Raw genomic sequence first — 16,259 nt, 5'->3', positions numbered from 1 at the left:
GCCACGCTGGGTAGCCCTGATGCCGACCTCCACCTGTGGCCATGAGCGCCGCCGTATCGAACCGCATGTTCCTCGGGTCCTGGGGTAGACAGAGAGTGCCCAGTAATGGGTTAGGAGGTGGTGAAAGTGATGATGTCACCAATGTTGATGGAACTTGTGGACATGGCGCGAAACATGTGGAACATGATGTTCCCGAACATGCCCATGTAGTGAGATCAATCGACTGGGCAGGCGACGCCACGCCGATTGCGCGGACACTCTGTCCAGTCGACTGCGCGGGGCACACCGATCCGGCAGACGGTTGGGGACAATTGTGGAGTTCCGGGCCAGGTCGGAGTGCGACGATCAGCAGGTAGCCGTAGACCGTCGCGCGGCGCGACCGACGTCAGGAGCGCGTGAGGACGACGAGTCGCTGGGTCGCTCGAGTCATGGCGACATAGCGGTCGACCGATCCTTGGATGCCCTCGCCGAACGCGTCCGAGTTGACCACGACCATGTCGAACTCGAGCCCCTTCGCCAGCTCAGGGGTCATCGACCGGACGCGGGGAGTCGGGCGGAACGTCGGAACACCGATTACGCAGGCGATCCCTTCGGCATGCTCGGCGAGCCAGGTGTCGACGATCGAGCCCAGATCCGACGCAGATCCGTGCACGACGGGGACGCCACTGCTGCGGATGGAGGTCGGCACGTTGGCGTCCGGAAGCACAGCTCGGATGACCGGCTCGGCTTCGACCATGACCTCTTCCGGTGTCCGGTAGTTGATGCTCAGGGAGGCCAGTTCGCTCCGATTGAGCCCGATCCGCTCGAGTCGTTGCTGCCATGACTCGGTGAACCCGTGCCGGGCCTGGGCACGGTCCCCGACGATGGTGAAGCTGCGGGAGGGACAGCGCAGCAGCAACATCTGCCACTCCGCGTCCGTTAGTTCCTGCGCTTCGTCCACGACGATGTGCGCGAAGGGGCCGGCCAGCCGGTCCGGGTCGGGTTTTGCCAGTGCAGCCTCGTCGACCAGCATCTCTTGTAGGTCCTGCTGCCGCAGTTGCGTCATCAAGCCCTCGCCGTCACCGTAGTCGTCGGAAGCGATCAACTCGTCGATGACGCTGGACATACGCTCGCGTTCGGCGTTCACAGCGGCGTTGTACCGACGTGCGCGTCGTGCCGCTTCCGGGTCTCCGAGCCGCTGGCGCGCGGCGTCCAGGAGCGGTAGGTCGGACACGGTCCACTGGTGTGCGTCCGTGCGTTGCAGCTTCCGGACCTCCTCGGGGCTGAGCCAGGGAGCGCACTTCCGTAAGTACGCGGGCACCGACCACAGGTCCCCGACGAGGTCTGCCGCTTCGATCAACGTCCACGCGTTGTCCAGGGTCGTGCGCAATTCGTCATTCTGCAGCAGCGACTTCCGGAACTGGGCGGCCGGAATATCACCGTCGTACTTGTCCCCCAGGATCGTCAACAGCAACTCCCAGATCTGCTCGCGTGCTTCGTTGTGTGGCGTACCGGGTTCCGGCGCGTCGAACGCCTCGGCCCAGTCGTCGGCGCTCAACCAGAGGTCCGACGATTCAGTCGTGACCGTCACTCCCTTGCTGGGCGGCTGCTCGTAGAACCTGACGGCCGTTTCGATCGCCCGCACCATTTCCGCGGACGACTTCAGACGAGCCACCTCCGGGTCGGCCTCGAGTGGTGCCCGCGCCCCTTCTGCGACGAGGTCACGCAGGGTGCACAGTTGCACGCTCTCTTCGCCGAGGCTGGGCAAGACGTCGGCGACATAGGCCAGGTAGGGCTCATGCGGACCGACAAACAGCACGCTGTGGCGGAGTGCGGGCTCGGAGTAGAGCAGATACGCGCTGCGATGCAGCGCGACGACGGTCTTGCCCGTACCCGGTCCGCCGTCGACTACGAGGGCACCGCGCGACCCCGCACGGACGATGGCGTCCTGGTCGGCCTGGATGGTGCCGAGCACATCTCGCATCCGGGCCGAACGGTTGCTACCCAGGCTGGCGATGAAGGCGGACTGGTCGTCGAGTGCGGCGTTGCCTTCGAACCCTTCCGGGGTGAACACGTCGTCCCAGTAATCACCGACCCGGCCACGATTCCAGCGATACCTGCGGCGGCGTGCCAGACCCATCGGGTCGGCGTGGGTCGCTCCGAAGAACGGTTCCGCCGCGGGAGAGCGCCAGTCGATCAGCAGCTGACGTCCCGCGCTGTCCAGGAGGCCGAGTCGTCCGATATACACCGGCTCTGGATCGTCGGCGCTGACGATGTGTCCGAGACACAGGTCCACACCGAAGCGGCGCAGTGAGCGTAGGCGTGCGGTCAGCCGATGAACCTCGAAGTCGCGTTCCAGGGCCTCTTGGCCTAGGCGTCCGGGTGCCTTGCGGGTGGCGTCGAGGCGTTTGTTCAGGTCTGCGATGGACTGCTCGACGCTTTGCGCGATAGCCGCGAAGTGCTGTTCGTCAGCAGCGATGAGCGCCGGGGCGGCCTTGCGGGAGAGATGATCGGGAAGGTCGAACATGCTGGTAGACAGGAAGTTCAAGGTGTCAGCTCCACGGTGAGGTTCGTTTGGCGGGGCCACCACATCGGTGCGGACACGGCGGCCACACACCACCAGGTCGACCTCCCCAGGCAATCAATGACTCGACACACAACACACGCAATTCGTTACCCCCATTTCCATCGGTACTGGCTTCGGCGGGCAATTCTGCGGCATCACCCGGGTCTTGCCGCAAGCCCCGGGGTGCGCTATAAGTTGAAAAGGGAAGGACTGCGTTCCGCCTCTCTCGTCCCGTTGTGAACCGACAACCCCGTGTAGGCGATCGGTGGCTTCTGTCCGGACGAAAGCAGCTCGACATCGGGGCGACGACGAAGCTCTCGCCCGAGGCGGCACAAGCCAGGCTCCGGATCAAGGTCAGTGCCCGTGAACTGCCGTTTTACTCGCGGCAACGCCGTGTCAGGGGCCATGTCAGGACGATGACGGTCCGGTGTCAGGACGGCAGGCGATTGTTTCTTCCGTGATCAGGTTCCGCTCGGCGAGCACAGCGCACGCCGAGCAAGACACCACGAATTCGAAGGAGCACACCATCATGTCCAACACCATCGCCAGCACCGACCAGGAGAAGACCACCCTGCGCACCGCCGCCTACGGAACCGTCGCGCTGCTGGCCGCTGCCGGCGCACCGCACAAAGGCATCACCCACGGCTCCATCGCCCTGACCTCGGCCACCGGCCTGGTCGGACACGTTCTCGCGGCGAAGTCCAGGGACATCGAGTTGCCGGGCAAGACCGTCGCCGCACTCGCCGACCAGGTACTGCCCGCCCTGACCGCCGCGGTGCGCCTGCTCGAACAGCAGGACCCGGCCGAAGCCGACAACTTCCGCAGCACCATCGCCGTCGCCGTCGACGCCGCCACCCAACCCGGCAAGGGGCAGCCCAACCCCGTCGTGGCCGCGATGGCCCGAAAGATCACCACCGCCCTCGGCTGACGATGCGGCCGACCGGCTCAGCCGACGGGTTGGACACCGTGGTGCCCGCGCAGGTGGGTCAGTACCCTTGATCGAATTGCGTAAAGCTGCGCGAGCAAAGGGGTTTCGGGCATGATCGGTCGTAGTGCACATGTCGGCCGACTGGTCGCCATCGCGGTCATGGCCGCAGCTCTGGCATCGACCGTCGCGTGCGGTACGAATTCGCCGGAGGAACAAGCCGACCGGGAACGCAAAGCGGCCAGCGTCACGACGTTCAAGCTCCACATGACCAAGGATCTGTGGACGCGGACCAACAGCGATCGCAGCACCGCGGCCGAAGGTCGAAAGGTCGAGAAGCCGAAGACCGTCACCGAGGACCCGAACGAGATGGTGACCATCGAACTGACCGGCCCGCAGATAGTCGACTACCTCCAGATACTGGACTACAACGCGCACGGCGGCAGCACCGCTCGAGATGAGCCGCTGGCGCGCGCCGTCTACGACACGCTGGCATCGGTGATGGACAGGATCCAGACTCCGCCGGCGCCTGGTGCGCCGGAACCGGAAATCACTATCAACGCGGCTGTCGGCCCTGGCACCTCGAGCGTCGCCACGCCGACCACGTCCACTGCGCCGAAGTAGGGTCCCGGTGGCAATCGCCGAAAGTCCTGTCGTGCTGGAGCCTCTTGGGCGTCCCGAACCGAACCCGAGACCCCCACATCCCTGCCCACGCGCCGCACACCGCTACCACATGCGCCCACCCACCAGAAGACCAGTAGGTTTGTTGTAGCTGGTTAGGGACACACCAAGGAGACATCTGTGCGATTCGGCATCTTCATTCCGCAGGGTTGGCGGCTGGATCTGGTCGGCATCGACCCCCTTGCACAGTGGCACGTGATGCGTGAGCTGGCCCAACGCGCCGATGCAGACAAAACGTGGGAGTCCCTGTGGGTGTACGACCATTTTCACACCGTCCCCATCCCGACCGAGGAGGCGACGCACGAGGCGTGGACGCTGATGTCGGCGTTTGCCGCATCCACCTCGCGGATCCGGTTAGGACAGATGTGTACCGCGGTCAGCTATCGCAACCCCGCCTATCTGGCGAAGGTCGCGGCCACGGTTGACCTGATCTCGGGCGGTCGGGTCGAGATGGGCATCGGCGGTGGTTGGTACGAGCAAGAATGGCGCGCCTACGGCTACGGCTTCCCCCCGCCGGGCGAACGACTGGGCCGCCTCGACGAGGGCGTACAGATCTTCCGGCAGGCGTGGACTACCGGCGCGGCCACGCTCGACGGCAAGCACTACCAGGTCGACGGCGCCATCGTGCGTCCGCTTCCGGTGCAGGAGGGCGGGATTCCGCTCTGGATCGCCGGCGGCGGCGAGCAGAAGACCCTGCGCATCGCGGCGAAATACGCGCAGTACACCAACTTCAGTGGTGACCCCGAGGATTTCACGCGCAAGTCCGAGGTGCTCCGCGCGCACTGCGCCGAGGTAGGCACCAACTTCGATGCGATCGTGCGTAGCGCGAACTTCACCGTCGCGATCGGCTCGACCGAAGCCGAAGTCGCACAGCGGCTCGCGACAATGACCGAGCGCCTGACGCCGCACCTCGGCGCCGATCGAGCCACGACCTATGTCGAGGATCTGTACCGCGGCGCCGCTGCCGTCGGCACTCCTGAGCAGATAATCGAAAACCTCACCAAGGTTCGCGACCTCGGCCTCGGCTACGCCATCCTCAACTTCCCCGAAGCGGCCTACGACACCTCCGGCATCGAACTGTTCGAACGCAAAGTGATACCGGCTCTGCGCTAGCTCCGCTTCGGTGAATGCCCGATCCGCGACTTGTCGTTGTGGTCGCTCGGCTGCGGGCTACGCGGGGATACTGTTCGCGTTACGAATGTTGGCGGCCTGGGTAGCGTTCAGGATCTGTTGGGTGTCGTGGACGGCAGTGTCGATCGCGCCGAGGTAGTACCTGTTGGCGTCCATTCCTTTAGGTGGCAGGGAGGATTGGCGGTTCAGGTTGTTGATCGTCGCGACCAACGCGTTATGACCAGTGGCGGAGTTCGCGGCGGTCGCGTTGATGAGTGTGGCGACCTGCTGGTCCTTCGCCGCCGCCGCAGCTCCGTCGTCGTTGAGCGACGATCGTTTCGCGTCGTAGTTCGGTATCCCGCTGCGCCCGTTCGGCGCTTGCAGCGATGACGCCGGAAGCGCCGATAGCACAGCCGAGTTCGCGGCCTGGCCGGTGCCGGTACCCACAAGGACGGACGAGGTCCGGCCGAAGAATGCCGGCAGTTGGTCGTACATATGGTCCACCTCGGGAGCCAGTCCACCAGGCTTGCGCACGCTCGGCAGGCCCGCGGCGGTGGGTTCCGCCATCCGCGGCACGACGGATCCCGTGAGCCAGCCGCCGGCTCCGGCCAGCACCGTCTGCGGGAGCCGCGGTGACACGGAGTTCCAGACCGAGGTGAAGGTGTTGGCGGGAAGCCAGCCTGCCGATTTCCCCATGTTCACCTTGTCCAGCAGCTTCGCCCCTAGTTTTCCGCCGAATCGCCCGCCGAACCCGCCCAACACGCCACCGAGGAGCGCACTCGCTACCACCTCCGTGGAAGTTCCGTGATGCCATTTCGCGTCGAGGACGCCACCGATCGCGCCACCGATCGCGCCACCGACAAGTCCGCCGACCGGTCCGGGTATCACGAACGCCCCTACCGTGGGTAGCCCGACAGTCAGAACGGCATCCACGAAATCCATGACCGAGCTCCATCATCACTGGCAGCGTGCTCTGATTTTAAGCCTTCCCAAACATGGGACGACGATGGCGCGACAGGAAAGAGTTGGACAGTGCTTGCATGTCGGCGACAGGGTGGCAGCCGGATACCTAGGCATCGGCAAGCTGCCACCGCTGAGCCGACACGAAATCCATTGCCGCATCGCCGATGACGACAATCGGGGACCGGCCCGTGTCAGCGCCTCGCTCGACATCGACCCACTCGACGCGGGACTACAACATGCAGGACACGCAGCCCTCGACCTCGGTCCCCTCCAAAGCCATTTGGCGCAGGCGGATGTAGTAGAGGGTCTTGATGCCCTTGCGCCAGGCGTAGATCTGGGCGCGGTTGAGGTCGCGGGTGGTGGCGGTGTCCTTGAAGAACAGCGTCAGCGACAAACCCTGGTCCACATGCTGGGTCGCCGCGGCGTAGGTGTCGATGATCTTCTCGTAGCCGATCTCGTAGGCGTCCTCGTAGTACTCGAGGTTGTCGTTGTCCATGTAGGGCGCCGGATAGTAGACGCGGCCGATCTTGCCTTCCTTGCGAATCTCGATCTTCGACGCCACCGGGTGGATGGAACTGGTGGAATGGTTGATGTAGGAGATCGAGCCGGTCGGCGGCACCGCCTGTAGGTTCTGGTTGTAGATCCCGTGCTCGATGACCGACGCCTTCAACTCGCGCCAGTCGTCCTGAGTCGGGATACGCACGCCCGCGTCGGCGAAGAGCTGACGAACCCGCTCGGTCTTCGGCTCCCACACCTGCTCGGTGTACTTGTCGAAGTACTCACCGGTGGCGTACTTCGATTCGGGAAACCCACCGAAGGAGACGCCGCGCTCCTTCGCGATCAGGTTCGAAGCCCGGATCGCGTGGTAGACAACGGCGTAGAAGTAGATGTTGGTGAAGTCGACGCCCTCGTCGGACCCGTAGCGCACCCGCTCGCGCGCCAGGTAGCCGTGCAGGTTCATCTGGCCGAGCCCAATGGCGTGTGAGGAGTTGTTGCCCTGCTCGATCGACGGCACCGAGTAGATGTGGGTCTGGTCCGACACCGCGGTCAGCGCGCGGATGGCCACCTCGATGGTCTGCGCGAAGTCCGGTGAGTCCATCGTCTTGGCGATGTTCAGCGAACCGAGGTTGCAGGAGATGTCCTTGCCCACCGTGGCGTAGGACAGGTCGGCGTTGAACTCCGAGGGTGTGGACACCTGCAAGATTTCCGAGCACAGATTCGAATGGGTGATCTTGCCCGCGATCGGGTTGGCCCGGTTCACCGTGTCCTCGAACATGATGTACGGGTAGCCGGATTCGAACTGCAACTCGGCGATGGTCTGGAAGAACTCGCGCGCCTTGATCTTCGACTTGCGGATGCGCTTGTCGTCGACCATCTCGTAGTACTTCTCGGTGACGTCGATGTCGGCGAAGGGCTTGCCGTAGATGCGCTCCACGTCATACGGCGAGAACAAGTACATGTCCTCGTTCTTCTTCGCCAGTTCGAAGGTGATATCCGGAATCACCACACCGAGGGAGAGGGTCTTGATCCGGATCTTCTCGTCCGCGTTCTCCCGCTTGGTGTCCAGGAACCGGTAGATGTCCGGGTGGTGCGCGTGCAGGTACACCGCGCCCGCGCCCTGACGTGCGCCGAGCTGGTTGGCGTAGGAGAACGAGTCCTCCAGCAGCTTCATGATCGGGATGACGCCCGAACTCTGGTTCTCGATCTTCTTGATCGGCGCGCCGTGCTCACGAATGTTGCTCAGCAGCAACGCGACGCCACCGCCGCGCTTGGACAGCTGAAGTGCGGAGTTGATCGAGCGCCCGATGGACTCCATATTGTCCTCGATGCGAAGGAGGAAGCAGGACACTGGCTCACCGCGCTGCTTCTTCCCCGAGTTGAGGAAAGTGGGGGTGGCGGGCTGGAAGCGGCCGTCGATGATTTCGTCGACCAACTTGCTCGCCAGCACCTCGTCGCCCGCGGCGAGGGTGAGCGCGACCATGCACACCCGGTCCTCGAAGCGCTCCAGGTAGCGCTTGCCGTCGAAGGTCTTCAACGTGTACGAGGTGTAGTACTTGAATGCGCCGAGAAAGGTCGGGAACCGGAACTTTTTGCCGTAGACCTGCTTGAACAGCTTCTTGATGAACCCGCGGCTGTATTGCTCGAGAACTTCCGCCTCGTAGTAGTTCTCGTCGATCAGGTAGTCCAACTTCTCGTCCAGATTGTGGAAGAAGACGGTGTTCTGGTTGACGTGCTGCAAAAAGTACTGGTGGGCGGCCTCACGGTCCTTGTCGAACTGGATCGTGCCGTCCGGGCCGTACAGGTTCAGCATCGCGTTGAGGGCGTGATAGTCCAATACCTCGCCCGCTTCGACGCCGCGAACCGGGGACTGCTCTAAGCGAGCTGTTTTTCCGGCCGGTGCTGTTGTTGCTGTTGCCAAAACAATCCCAATCCCTCGCGGACGCGCTCGACGTCCTCAGCGGTTCCCATGAGTTCGAAGCGATACAGGTACGGCACCCCGCACTTGCGCGAGATCACCTCGCCCGCATAGCAATAGGTATCGCCGAAGTTCGTGTTGCCCGCCGCGATGACCCCGCGCAGCAGCGCGCGGTTGTGCGGATCGTTGAGAAACTTGGCGACCTGCCGCGGCACGAATTCCTTGTCGGAACGGTTGCCCCCCAGTACGTGCCGACCGCCCCCGTACGTGGGGACGACCAGCACATACGGTTCGTCTACGCGCAGTGAGTCGGCGGTGTGCAGTGGTATGCGAGTCGCCGGGAGCCCCAGCTTCTCGACGAAACGATGCGTATTATTCGACGCGCTGGAGAAGTAGACCAGCGCTGCCCGTTCGGACATGGTCGACGTCCTCCTCTCCGGAGCGCCGTGGCCACTGGATCCGATACTCGCCGATCGGACGAACCCAGAGGCGGTGAAGCGGGTCAGGCAGCCACGGTGGCGAGCGACTTGATGCGGTCGGGCCGGAAGCCGGACCAGTGCTCCTCACCGACCACCACGACCGGCGCCTGCAGGTATCCGAGAGCCATGACGTAGTCACGCGCGTCGTCGTTCTCGGAGATGTCGATGACCTCGTAGTCCACCCCGGCCTTGTCGAGAGCCTTGTAGGTGGCGTTGCACTGGACGCAAGCGGGCTTGGTGTACACGGTGACGGTCATTGATGTCCCTCTCTCCTTGTGCCTGATCCACAGCTTGTGATCCGTATGCCGATCGTTGCGAGCGACCCGCAAGCAGTCGCTGGCGATGCACGATCCGACGTATGCTGCGCAAACTCCTGGATCTGGTCTCGAATCCCCTGATCAGCCACGTGTGGCCGACTCGTATCGAGTGAGGTCTCTTGCCGTCTTCCAGTGAGGAAGACACTACACCTAGTGGCCGACAGATTCATCCAACACGACATGTAGCGAGTAACACGAATGGAATTCCACCGAGAGAAGTACCAGGACGCTCGATTCACAACCCGACACGACAGTGTCACAGATCACAATTTGACCAGCATCTGACGTGTAGCAAACTTTCAGGCAACGAAGAGGGCCACCTCCGCCGCGGCAGTGGTGGCCCTCTTCGAGACCGGACGTGGAGCTTACACGGACGCGAGTTCGCCGCGCGCCGCCTCGACCAGTTCGTGCAGCGCCCCAGCCAGCTCGGTCAGCGCCTCGACGTCCTCGCGGGGATGCGCCGAGGCGAAACGCTCGCCGATCACACCGAAGTGCAGGTGCGCGGACTCGACCACTTTCGCACCCGCCACGCCCAGCGCCTTTACCGCGTCACCGTGTGCCCACTGCGCGGCATTCGGGCTGATCGACGCACTGATCACGGCGACGGGCGTCTTCGCGAGGGCGCTGGCGCCGTACGGGCGAGAGGTCCAATCGATCGCGTTCTTCAGCACAGCGGACAGTGTGCCGTTGTATTCGGGGGTCAGCACGAGCAGGCCGTCGGCGGCGACGACGGCATCACGCAGCGCCTGAGCCGCGGCCGGAACCGAGCCGGTGACATCGATGTCTTCGTTGTAGAACGGAATGTCGCCAAGACCCTCGTAGATGACGATTTCCACACCCTCCGGAGCGGTGTGCACCGCAGCCTCGGCGAGTTGCCGGTTGATCGAGGCCGCACGGAGGCTGCCGACAAGTGCGAGGATGCGGGTCTGACTCATGACTTCTCCTGGTGTACTGAATGTGGTGTCCTATTTCCACCACACATCAACCGGACCGTGGTCCGAATACTTCCCGCGGAGTCTGCGTGAGCGCTGTGAGCTATCCCACACCCGACGCGCCTGTGCCGGGCGACCGCCGACTGCTCGACATCGGCCCGCCCCTTCCCGGAGCGCCGGAACCCACCGAGCGCGCCGACGCCGCCCGTAACCGGCGACTTCTCCTGGACGCGGCGCAGCAATTGGTACGCGAGCAGGGCGTCGACTGCCTCACGATGGACGCGCTCGCCAAACGGGCCGGGGTCGGCAAGGGAACGGTGTTCCGCCGGTTCGGCAGCCGAGCGGGCCTGATGCTCGCGCTGCTGGACCATTCCGAGCGGAAGTACCAGGAAGCGTTCATGTTCGGGCAACCACCACTGGGTCCCGGCGCACCGCCGGTGGAACGGCTGGTCGCGTTCGGACGGGTACGGCTGCTCGACATCGAGGTGGAAGGCGAGTTGCACCGCGCGGCCGAGATCGGCGGGGCCAGGGACCGCTACTCCGGCGCGCCCTACGGACTGCTGCGCGCCCATGTCGCCATGCTGCTGCGCCAGGCCGCCGCACCAGGCGAGATCGCGCTGGTCACCGACTCGCTGCTGGCGATGCTCAGCGCGGCGCTCGTCATGCACCAGATGCAGGTCCAGGGCTACACCCGCGAGCAGATCGGCGACAACTGGGAGGCCATCGTCCGGCGCGTCGTCACCCGATGAACCGTCAGTAGACTCGAGCGCCATGCGGAACCTGCGCGAACAGATCATCACCGAATTGGGCGTCCAGCCGAGCATCGAACCGAAGGCCGAGGTACGGCGGCGGATCGATTTCCTCAAGGATTACCTGGACGCCACTCCCGCGCACGGCTTCGTCCTCGGTATCAGCGGCGGGCAGGACAGCGCGCTCACCGGACGACTCTGCCAACTCGCGGTCGAGGAACTGCGCGCCGACGGCACGGATGCGATCTTCCTCGCCGTCCGCCTGCCCTACGGTGTGCAGGCAGACGAGGCCGACGCTCGGATCGCGCTGGAGTTCATCCAGCCGGATCGGTCGGTCGCGGTGAACGTCCGCCCCGGAGCGGACGCGCTGGCCGCCGAGGCGGCGTCGTCGCTGCAGGTGGACAAACTGCGCGACTTCGTACGCGGGAACATCAAAGCCCGCGAGCGCATGGTGATCCAATACGCGCTCGCGGGCCAGGAGAACCTGCTCGTCGTCGGCACCGACCACGCGGCGGAGGCGGTCACCGGGTTCTTCACCAAGTTCGGCGACGGTGGTGTCGACCTGACCCCGCTCACCGGCCTCACCAAGCGCCAAGGCGCGGCGCTCCTGCAGGAACTCGGCGCACCCGCCAGCATCTGGTCCAAGGTTCCCACCGCCGATCTCGAGGACGACCGTCCCGCACTGCCCGACGAAGAGGCGCTCGGACTGCGCTACAGCGAGATCGACGATTACCTCGAGGGCGAGGACGTCACTCCGGAGTTGGCCGCCAAGCTCGAATCCATCTTCCGGAATACCCGGCACAAGCGCACCGTCCCGGTCACGCCGCTGGACAGTTGGTGGCGATCCTGATCACGGCGACGGCCGCGACCTCGTCGCCCGGATCCGCGCGGGCTATCCGCCGGCGAAAGGCGGAAGCACGTCGACCTGGGCGCTCAGCGCGACACCCGGGTCGCGGGTGAGTTCATCGCCGATCAGGTAGGCACAGACCGACAGCATCTTGTCCAGGTCGGGTCCATAAGTGGCGGACAGCGCGGCGCGGAGGTCGGCCACCGTGGCGCCCGTCGGGAACGCGAGGTTCTCGCGGTCCTTGCCCACGGCGTCGGCGATCGCGGCGAAGTAGCGGATCTCAACCACCGATGGCTCCCATCGTTCGCTCCGGTGGAACGAAGTCCTCGGCGTCGATACCGTGGCCCGCCCATTTGTTCCACATCGCGCCACGCCAGATGGTCGCTAGGTCGTCGTCGTCGGCGCCGGACCGCAGTGCCTGGCGCAGGTCGAACTCCTCGTCGCTGAATAGGCAGGAGCGCAGCATCCCGTCCGCGGTGAGGCGCGTGCGGTCGCAGGTGTCGCAGAACTTGCGGGTGACCGTCGCGATGATGCCGACCGCCGCGGGGCCGCCGTCGACCAACCACTTCTCTGCCGGGGCCGACGGGTCGCCGCGACCGGCCGCGGCGAGGTCGAAGTGAGCGCCGAGCACGTCGAGCAACTCGGCGGCGGTGACCATGTTGGTGCGGGCCCACTCGTGGTCGGCGTCGAGCGGCATTTCCTCGATGAAACGGAGTTCGCACTCCTCGTCCAGGCACCATCGCAGCAGATCCGGTGCACCGGAGAGGGTTTCGCGCATCAACACCGCGTTCACCTTGATCGGGGCAAGGCCGGCGGCGCGTGCAGCGCGGATGCCCGCCAAGGTGGAATCGAGCCGGTCCCGTCTGGTCAGCTTCGCGAACCCGGCCCGGTCGACGGTGTCCAGCGACACATTCACCCGGTGCAGCCCGGCGGCGGCGAGTGCGTGAGCGCGGTGCTCCAGCCCGACCCCGTTCGTCGTCATGGCCAGGGGGATCTCGGGCACTCGTTCATGACAGCCCGCGATGATCTGCTCCAGATCACGGCGCATCAGCGGTTCACCCCCGGTGAAGCGGACCTCGCGCACCCCGAGTTCGCGCACCGCGAGGGCGACCAGTCGCACGATCTCGTCCGAGGTGAGCAGCTCGTCGCGGGGAATCTCCGGCAGCCCTTCCTCGGGCATGCAGTAGGTACAGCGCAGCGAGCACTTCTCCGTGATGGAGACGCGCAAATCTCGGGCGACGCGCCCGAAACGATCCAGCAAGTAGGGGGTATCGGGACGGCCGTCGAGCGAGGGACGCCTCGAGCGCACGGCGGGAATCCCGATCTCGACCAGAGTCACACGTCCATTATGACCGCCTTCCGCAAATCGGCCGCGTGCCGAGGACCGAAACGCCCACCCGAGTGACGGAGTGAGCGTGAGCACGCCAGCAGCGCGCGACATACCGAGCCCGCGGGTCCGCACCGGCCAGCGGGGGCGGAAAGCGGCTGACATCGGCGATAGGCTGATTCGTATGCCCCCTCGGCCTGCCAGCGTCTCGGCCCGGTCTGTCGACGACTACCGCGACAGCATCGAACAGCTGTTGCGGCCGTTGGCCGCGCGCGTGGTCGAGTACGTCGCAGTGCCAGAGGCGTCGGGCCGGCAACTGGCCGAGGACACTCGGTCGCCGATCGACCTTCCGGTGTTCCGCAACTCGGCGATGGACGGCTACGCCGTGCGCGCGGAGTCGGTTGTGGTCGCGCCGGTGACGCTGCCGCTGACAGGCGTGGTCGCGGCAGGCGCTCCAGGCCGGACGCCGCTGCCGCGCGGCGCAGCGGTGAAGGTGATGACCGGCGCACCGCTCCCACCCGGCGCGGATTGTGTGATTCCGGTGGAGGACGCGGACGCCCATGGCGACAAGGTCACTATCGGACGCGGCCGCCATGCGGGCGAGTTCGTGCGGGAACCCGGCACCGACGTGCGGCGCGGTGAGTTGCTCGTCGCCGCATGTACCACGCTGGCACCCCGACACATCGCGGCGCTCGCTGCGGTCGGCCTGGCGAGGGTGCCGGTGTTCGCCGCGGTGCGCGCCGCGGTCATCACCACCGGTGATGAACTGGTCGCCGCGGGCAGCGCCCTTCGCCGCGGGCAGATCTACAACTCCAACGGCATCGCGCTGGCCGCGGCGCTCGCCGCGAACGGCGTCACCGTCGTCTCGGTGGCGCACAGCACCGACGATCCGGCCCGGTTTCGCACGCTGCTGTCCGCCGCGACCAGCGCCGCCGATGTCGTGTTCACCTCCGGCGGCGTGTCCAAAGGAGACTTCGAGGTGGTCAAGGAGGTCCTCGAGCCGCTCGGCGGCGAGTTCGGCTCGGTCGCGATGCAGCCGGGCGGACCACAGGGGTCGACCGTGGTCGACGGCGTTCCGGTGCTCAGCTTCCCGGGCAACCCGGTGAGCACGATGGTGTCGTTCGAGGTGCTCGCGCGCCCCATCCTGCGCCGCCTCGTCGGCCTGCCCGAGGTCGACAGCTATGAGCTTCCGCTGCGCACCGCCGTGCCACGCTCGCCCGCGGGCAAGCGGCAGTTCCTGCGGGGCAAGTTGATCCGCGCGCAATCCGGCGAACCGACCGCGTCGACTCGTCATCCCACGGCGGTCGAGTTGGTGTCCGGGCCCGGCTCGCATCTGGTGGCGAGCATGGCATGGGCCGACGCGCTGGTCGATGTACCGGCCGAGGTCTCCGCGCTACCCGCGGGAGCCATTGTGCGAGTCTGGTCGCTATGAGTGAGCTGTCCCACGTCGACCGGGAAGGTCGCGCCCGCATGGTCGACGTCAGCGCGAAGGCCGAGACCACCCGGATCGCCGTCGCGGCGGGTGAGTTGCGGACCACTGCCGAGGTGGTCGCGCTGGTTCGGGCCGACGATCTGCCGAAGGCGGACGTGCTGTCCACGGCGCGCATCGCGGGCATCGCGGGCGCGAAGAAGACCTCGGAACTGATTCCGCTGTGCCATCAATTGGCGCTCTCGTCGGTCGAGGTCGAGTTCGGTTTCACCGAGACCGCGATCACGATCGAGGCGACCGCGAAGACCAAGGGTCCCACCGGCGTCGAGATGGAAGCGCTGACCGCGGTCGCGGTCGCCGGGCTCACCCTGCACGACATGGTCAAAGCGGTCGACCCGGCGGCGACCGTCACCGCGGTACGGCTGCTCACCAAGGAGGGTGGCAAGCACGGGCGTTGGGAACGCCCCGTCGCGGAAGAAGGCGACGCGATCGCATCTGGGCGGCTCGAGGACGAAAAGCCCTCCGCCGCAGCGCACTTCGTCACGGATACCCCGCCTGAAGCCATCGGACGCGCTGGCCGCGGACGCGACGAGGACGTCCGCACCGCCGCGATCTTGGTCGCGTCCACCGGCGCCGCGGCGGGCACCCGGGTCGACATCACCGGCCCAATTCTGGTGGAATGGCTCACCGGGCTGGGCTTTTCGGTGCGCGGCCCGCTGGTCTACGCGGACGCCGATATCGACGTCGGCCTGTCCGACGCGCTTCGCTTCGCGCCCGCGCTGATGATCACCACCGGCGGGACCGGACCCTCCCCCACCGACGCCACCCCGGAGGCCACCCTCGCGGTGCTCGACCGCGAATTGCCGGGCGTGGCCGAGGCGATCCGGCAACGCGGCACCGCTAAGTTTCCGCTGGCCGCGCTGAGCCGTGGCGTGGCCGGGCTGGTCGGCCGCTCGGTGATCGTGAACCTTCCTGGATCGCCCGGTGGGGTGAAGGACGGCATCACGGTGCTGGAACCGCTGTTGGATCATCTTCTCGCGCAAGTAGCCGGACGCGGCAATCATGACAACACCTGAGGCGACCGTCCGACTCACACGGATCAGCGACCAGGCACTCGACCCCGCCGAAGTCGAGGCGGCAGTGACCGGACCGCACTACGGCGCGGTCGTGGTATTCACCGGTAAAGTCCGCGACCACGATGGCGGGCAGGCGGTTTCGGCCCTGGAATACTCCGCGCACCCGCAGGCGGAGCGGTTCTTACACACGGTGTGCGCGGAACTGGCCACCACCCACGGCCTGCCCGTAGCCGCGGTGCACCGCGTCGGCGCCCTGACCATCGGCGACCTCGCGATTGTCGTCGCGGTCGCGGCCGCCCACCGTGCCGAGGCATTCACTGTGTGCGGGGAATTGGTGGATCGGATCAAACACGAGGTGCCGATCTGGAAGCGCCAATTGCTCGCCGACGGCTTGTCGAAATGGGTGAACGCCTGCGGGTGACATTTTCGTCCCCAGACCGCACGACGAATCACCACGGCTTGT

The 16,259-nt window shown here is 65.8% G+C and carries 16 protein-coding genes; 8 read left to right on the top strand and 8 right to left on the bottom strand.

The genetic code is table 11. The features are described 5' to 3' along the window. Positions 1–385: 385 nt before the first annotated feature. Positions 386–2,527 carry an RNA polymerase recycling motor ATPase HelR gene (gene helR / locus AB0C34_RS02370; protein WP_357066645.1) on the bottom strand — a complete coding sequence of 714 codons (2,142 nt, stop codon included), beginning with the start codon at positions 2,525–2,527 and terminating at the stop codon, positions 386–388. A 547-nt stretch (positions 2,528–3,074) separates the two neighbouring features. On the opposite strand from helR, the gene AB0C34_RS02365 reads away from it, so the two are divergent. The 3 genes from AB0C34_RS02365 (at position 3,075) to AB0C34_RS02355 (ending at position 5,264) form a co-directional block, all read left to right on the top strand. Further along, positions 3,075–3,473, top strand: a complete 399-nt coding sequence (locus AB0C34_RS02365) for a hypothetical protein (protein ID WP_357066643.1) — start codon at positions 3,075–3,077, stop codon at positions 3,471–3,473. Positions 3,474–3,584: 111 nt separating this feature from the next. Further along, the gene (locus AB0C34_RS02360) at positions 3,585–4,094 is read left to right on the top strand and encodes a hypothetical protein (protein WP_357066641.1); all 510 of its coding nucleotides are present in this window, start codon (positions 3,585–3,587) and stop codon (positions 4,092–4,094) included. A 177-nt stretch (positions 4,095–4,271) separates the two neighbouring features. After that, the gene (locus AB0C34_RS02355; protein ID WP_357066639.1) at positions 4,272–5,264 is read left to right on the top strand and encodes an LLM class F420-dependent oxidoreductase; all 993 of its coding nucleotides are present in this window, start codon (positions 4,272–4,274) and stop codon (positions 5,262–5,264) included. A 57-nt stretch (positions 5,265–5,321) separates the two neighbouring features. Here AB0C34_RS02355 and AB0C34_RS02350 read toward each other — a convergent pair whose 3' ends face one another. From AB0C34_RS02350 to AB0C34_RS02330, 5 genes are all read right to left on the bottom strand, one after another. Further along, a complete protein-coding gene (locus AB0C34_RS02350) occupies positions 5,322–6,203 on the bottom strand; it encodes a hypothetical protein (protein ID WP_357066637.1) in 882 nt (293 codons plus the stop codon). Positions 6,204–6,453: 250 nt separating this feature from the next. Further along, positions 6,454–8,535: a class 1b ribonucleoside-diphosphate reductase subunit alpha gene (gene nrdE / locus AB0C34_RS02345; RefSeq protein ID WP_357068404.1), complete on the bottom strand. Its 2,082-nt coding sequence runs from the start codon at positions 8,533–8,535 to the stop codon at positions 6,454–6,456. A gap of 62 nt (positions 8,536–8,597) precedes the next feature. Next, positions 8,598–9,059 carry a class Ib ribonucleoside-diphosphate reductase assembly flavoprotein NrdI gene (gene nrdI, locus AB0C34_RS02340; protein WP_357066636.1) on the bottom strand — a complete coding sequence of 154 codons (462 nt, stop codon included), beginning with the start codon at positions 9,057–9,059 and terminating at the stop codon, positions 8,598–8,600. A gap of 83 nt (positions 9,060–9,142) precedes the next feature. After that, positions 9,143–9,376 carry a glutaredoxin-like protein NrdH gene (nrdH, locus tag AB0C34_RS02335; protein ID WP_357066634.1) on the bottom strand — a complete coding sequence of 78 codons (234 nt, stop codon included), beginning with the start codon at positions 9,374–9,376 and terminating at the stop codon, positions 9,143–9,145. 425 nt (positions 9,377–9,801) lie between these two features. Continuing rightward, positions 9,802–10,371, bottom strand: coding sequence for an NAD(P)H-dependent oxidoreductase (locus AB0C34_RS02330; RefSeq protein WP_357066632.1), 570 nt, complete (start codon positions 10,369–10,371; stop codon positions 9,802–9,804). 122 nt (positions 10,372–10,493) lie between these two features. Between AB0C34_RS02330 and AB0C34_RS02325 the strand changes: the two genes are divergently transcribed. Then, positions 10,494–11,117: a TetR/AcrR family transcriptional regulator gene (locus tag AB0C34_RS02325; protein WP_357068402.1), complete on the top strand. Its 624-nt coding sequence runs from the start codon at positions 10,494–10,496 to the stop codon at positions 11,115–11,117. Positions 11,118–11,139: 22 nt separating this feature from the next. Beyond that, the gene (nadE, locus tag AB0C34_RS02320) at positions 11,140–11,967 is read left to right on the top strand and encodes an ammonia-dependent NAD(+) synthetase (RefSeq protein ID WP_357066630.1); all 828 of its coding nucleotides are present in this window, start codon (positions 11,140–11,142) and stop codon (positions 11,965–11,967) included. A 42-nt stretch (positions 11,968–12,009) separates the two neighbouring features. Here nadE and AB0C34_RS02315 read toward each other — a convergent pair whose 3' ends face one another. Both AB0C34_RS02315 and moaA read right to left on the bottom strand, forming a co-directional pair. Beyond that, entirely contained in the window at positions 12,010–12,252 is a 243-nt protein-coding gene (locus AB0C34_RS02315) for a MoaD/ThiS family protein (RefSeq protein ID WP_357066628.1), read from the bottom strand. Then, positions 12,245–13,303, bottom strand: coding sequence for a GTP 3',8-cyclase MoaA (gene moaA / locus AB0C34_RS02310; RefSeq protein ID WP_357066626.1), 1,059 nt, complete (start codon positions 13,301–13,303; stop codon positions 12,245–12,247). The genes AB0C34_RS02315 and moaA overlap by 8 nt, the downstream gene beginning before the upstream one ends. Before the next feature lie 172 nt (positions 13,304–13,475). Between moaA and glp the strand changes: the two genes are divergently transcribed. The 3 genes from glp to AB0C34_RS02295 are packed head-to-tail and all read left to right on the top strand — an operon-like array spanning position 13,476 to position 16,217. Beyond that, a complete protein-coding gene (glp, locus tag AB0C34_RS02305) occupies positions 13,476–14,723 on the top strand; it encodes a gephyrin-like molybdotransferase Glp (protein WP_357066624.1) in 1,248 nt (415 codons plus the stop codon). Continuing rightward, entirely contained in the window at positions 14,720–15,796 is a 1,077-nt protein-coding gene (gene moaCB / locus AB0C34_RS02300) for a bifunctional molybdenum cofactor biosynthesis protein MoaC/MoaB (RefSeq protein WP_357066622.1), read from the top strand. The genes glp and moaCB overlap by 4 nt, the downstream gene beginning before the upstream one ends. Further along, positions 15,783–16,217, top strand: coding sequence for a molybdenum cofactor biosynthesis protein MoaE (locus tag AB0C34_RS02295; protein WP_357066621.1), 435 nt, complete (start codon positions 15,783–15,785; stop codon positions 16,215–16,217). Before moaCB ends, AB0C34_RS02295 begins: the two co-directional genes overlap by 14 nt. Positions 16,218–16,259: the final 42 nt, after the last annotated feature.

It is taken from the genome of Nocardia sp. NPDC049220, from assembly GCF_040647855.1.
Classification (GTDB): domain Bacteria; phylum Actinomycetota; class Actinomycetes; order Mycobacteriales; family Mycobacteriaceae; genus Nocardia.
Note: the sequence above shows the minus strand (reverse complement) of the source record. Positions and strands in the feature narration are given on the sequence as shown.

Excerpts from the sequence above, each read along its gene's own strand:
- AB0C34_RS02365 (WP_357066643.1), top strand. The coding sequence starts at position 3,075 with ATGTCCAACACCATCGCCAGCACCGACCAGGAGAAGACCACCCTGCGC.
- AB0C34_RS02360 (WP_357066641.1), top strand. The coding sequence starts at position 3,585 with ATGATCGGTCGTAGTGCACATGTCGGCCGACTGGTCGCCATCGCGGTC.
- AB0C34_RS02350 (WP_357066637.1), bottom strand. The coding sequence starts at position 6,203 with ATGGATTTCGTGGATGCCGTTCTGACTGTCGGGCTACCCACGGTAGGG.
- nrdE (WP_357068404.1), bottom strand. The coding sequence starts at position 8,535 with ATGCTGAACCTGTACGGCCCGGACGGCACGATCCAGTTCGACAAGGAC.
- nrdI (WP_357066636.1), bottom strand. The coding sequence starts at position 9,059 with ATGTCCGAACGGGCAGCGCTGGTCTACTTCTCCAGCGCGTCGAATAAT.
- nrdH (WP_357066634.1), bottom strand. The coding sequence starts at position 9,376 with ATGACCGTCACCGTGTACACCAAGCCCGCTTGCGTCCAGTGCAACGCC.
- AB0C34_RS02330 (WP_357066632.1), bottom strand. The coding sequence starts at position 10,371 with ATGAGTCAGACCCGCATCCTCGCACTTGTCGGCAGCCTCCGTGCGGCC.
- nadE (WP_357066630.1), top strand. The coding sequence starts at position 11,140 with ATGCGGAACCTGCGCGAACAGATCATCACCGAATTGGGCGTCCAGCCG.
- glp (WP_357066624.1), top strand. The coding sequence starts at position 13,476 with ATGCCCCCTCGGCCTGCCAGCGTCTCGGCCCGGTCTGTCGACGACTAC.
- moaCB (WP_357066622.1), top strand. The coding sequence starts at position 14,720 with ATGAGTGAGCTGTCCCACGTCGACCGGGAAGGTCGCGCCCGCATGGTC.
- AB0C34_RS02295 (WP_357066621.1), top strand. The coding sequence starts at position 15,783 with ATGACAACACCTGAGGCGACCGTCCGACTCACACGGATCAGCGACCAG.